This is a genomic window from Streptomyces sp. NPDC055506, assembly GCF_053643595.1.
On record NZ_JBSHKH010000287.1, the window covers coordinates 1 to 1670 of the forward strand.

The following is a 1670-nucleotide window of genomic DNA, read 5'->3' on the forward strand; positions in this document are numbered from 1 at the left end:
CGTCCGCCGAGAAGGACTTGCACCGCCCATCCCGCGCCAGCCCACGCTGCCGACTGAAACCAACGAACGGATAGGGGTTGACCAGGACGGACACGCCACCGGTGAGCGCCATCGAGCATTCGCCGGCACGGAGTGCCTGAGCGGCGAGGTGCAGCGCCACGAGGGACGACGAGCACGCCGTGTCCACCGTCACCGCCGGCCCCTCAAGACCCAGCGCATACGAGATCCGGCCGGAGAGCAGGCTGGACGATCCGCCGGTGATGGCGTAGCCCTCCGCGCTGTCGGGGATCTGCCGGCTGCCGGAGACGTAGTCGGACCGGGCCGCCCCGGCGAACACCCCGACCTCGCGGCCACGGAGCGAGGCCGGGTCGATTCCCGCGCGTTCGATCGCCTGCCAGGACGCCTCCAGGAGCAGCCGCTGCTGCGGATCCATGGACAGTGCTTCGCGGGGTGAGATTCCGAAGAATGCCGCGTCGAAGTCACCGGCCCCGTAGACGAACGCGCCCTCGCGTGCGTAACTCTTGCCGGGCACGTCAGGGTCCGGGTCGTACAGCGATTCCAGGTCCCAGCCCCGGTCATCAGGGAACTCGGCGACCGCATCTTCGCCCTCGACGAGCAACCGCCAATAGTCCTCGGGGGATTCGATGCCCCCGGGAAAACGGCACCCGATTCCGATGATCGCTATCGGTTCCCTCGACTTGGTCTCGGCGGCATGCAGCCGCTGCCGGGTCTCGGACAGGTCTGTCATGACGCGCTTGAGGTAACCCCGAAGCTTGTCTTCCACGCCGACCATTTCGCTTCTTCTCCCACTCGATAAAGTGCCGATCAGGAGGGCGTATTACTCAAGCCCGAGTTCTTCGTCGATCAACGCGAACATTTCGTCGTCCGTGGCGGACTCGATCACGGATCGGTCGATGACGCCGTTGGCCTTGGGGTCCGGTCCGGCGTCGTCCACCTTCCAGAGCAGATCCCGTAGGCGCTCGACGAGCTGGGTGCGTGCGCCGTCGGTGACGGACTCCGCCAGCACAGCCGCCTCGATCTGCCGGAGGCTTTCGAGGAGGGACTCCTGGCTGTCGCCCCCGTCCTGTGCCAGTTCGGCCTGGAGATGCCGGCTGAGCGCGGAAGGGTTGGGGTGGTCGTAGATGACCGAGGGAGGAAGTTTGAGTCCGGTCACCGCGTTGAGCCGGTTCCGTAGTTCCACCGCGGTGAGGGAGGAGAAGCCCGATTCGAGGAAGCCGCGCTGGGAGTCGATCTCCTGGAACTCCGCATGCCCCAGAACGGCACCGGCCTCGCCGCGAACCAGGTCCAGGAGCATCCGGCGTTGCTCGGCCGGGGACATGCCGGTCAAGCGCTGGGCGAGGGGGGAGCGGGGCGCGGAGTCCGTCTGCGCCGCAGGGATGTGCGCAGTCAGCTGGGCGTCGGGCAGCTCGTCCAGCAGGGTGCTCGGCCGGGCCGCTGTGTAGAGGGAAGCGAAGCGTTTCCAGTCCATGTCGGTGACGCTGAGGACGGTCTCGTTCTGGTCCAGCGCCTGGTGCAGCACCGAGATCGCCTGATCCGGATCCATCGCGCGCAGCCCGCGAAGGCTCAGCTCCTCCCCCATGCCTTGTTCATTGGCCAGTCCTTCGCCGTGCCACATGCCCCAGGCCAGCGAGGTCGCGACCGCGCCCCGT

General features: G+C 67.4%; 2 protein-coding genes. Both read right to left on the reverse strand.

Features of this window, described 5'->3' with window-relative positions; translation table 11 throughout:
- Positions 1-793 (reverse strand): beta-ketoacyl synthase N-terminal-like domain-containing protein (locus ACWIF2_RS40670; RefSeq protein ID WP_454366736.1); only part of this gene is annotated, 793 nt, incomplete at its 3' end.
- Between the two features lie 45 nt (positions 794-838).
- Positions 839-1670 (reverse strand): phosphopantetheine-binding protein (locus ACWIF2_RS40675; protein ID WP_454366738.1); only part of this gene is annotated, 832 nt, incomplete at its 5' end.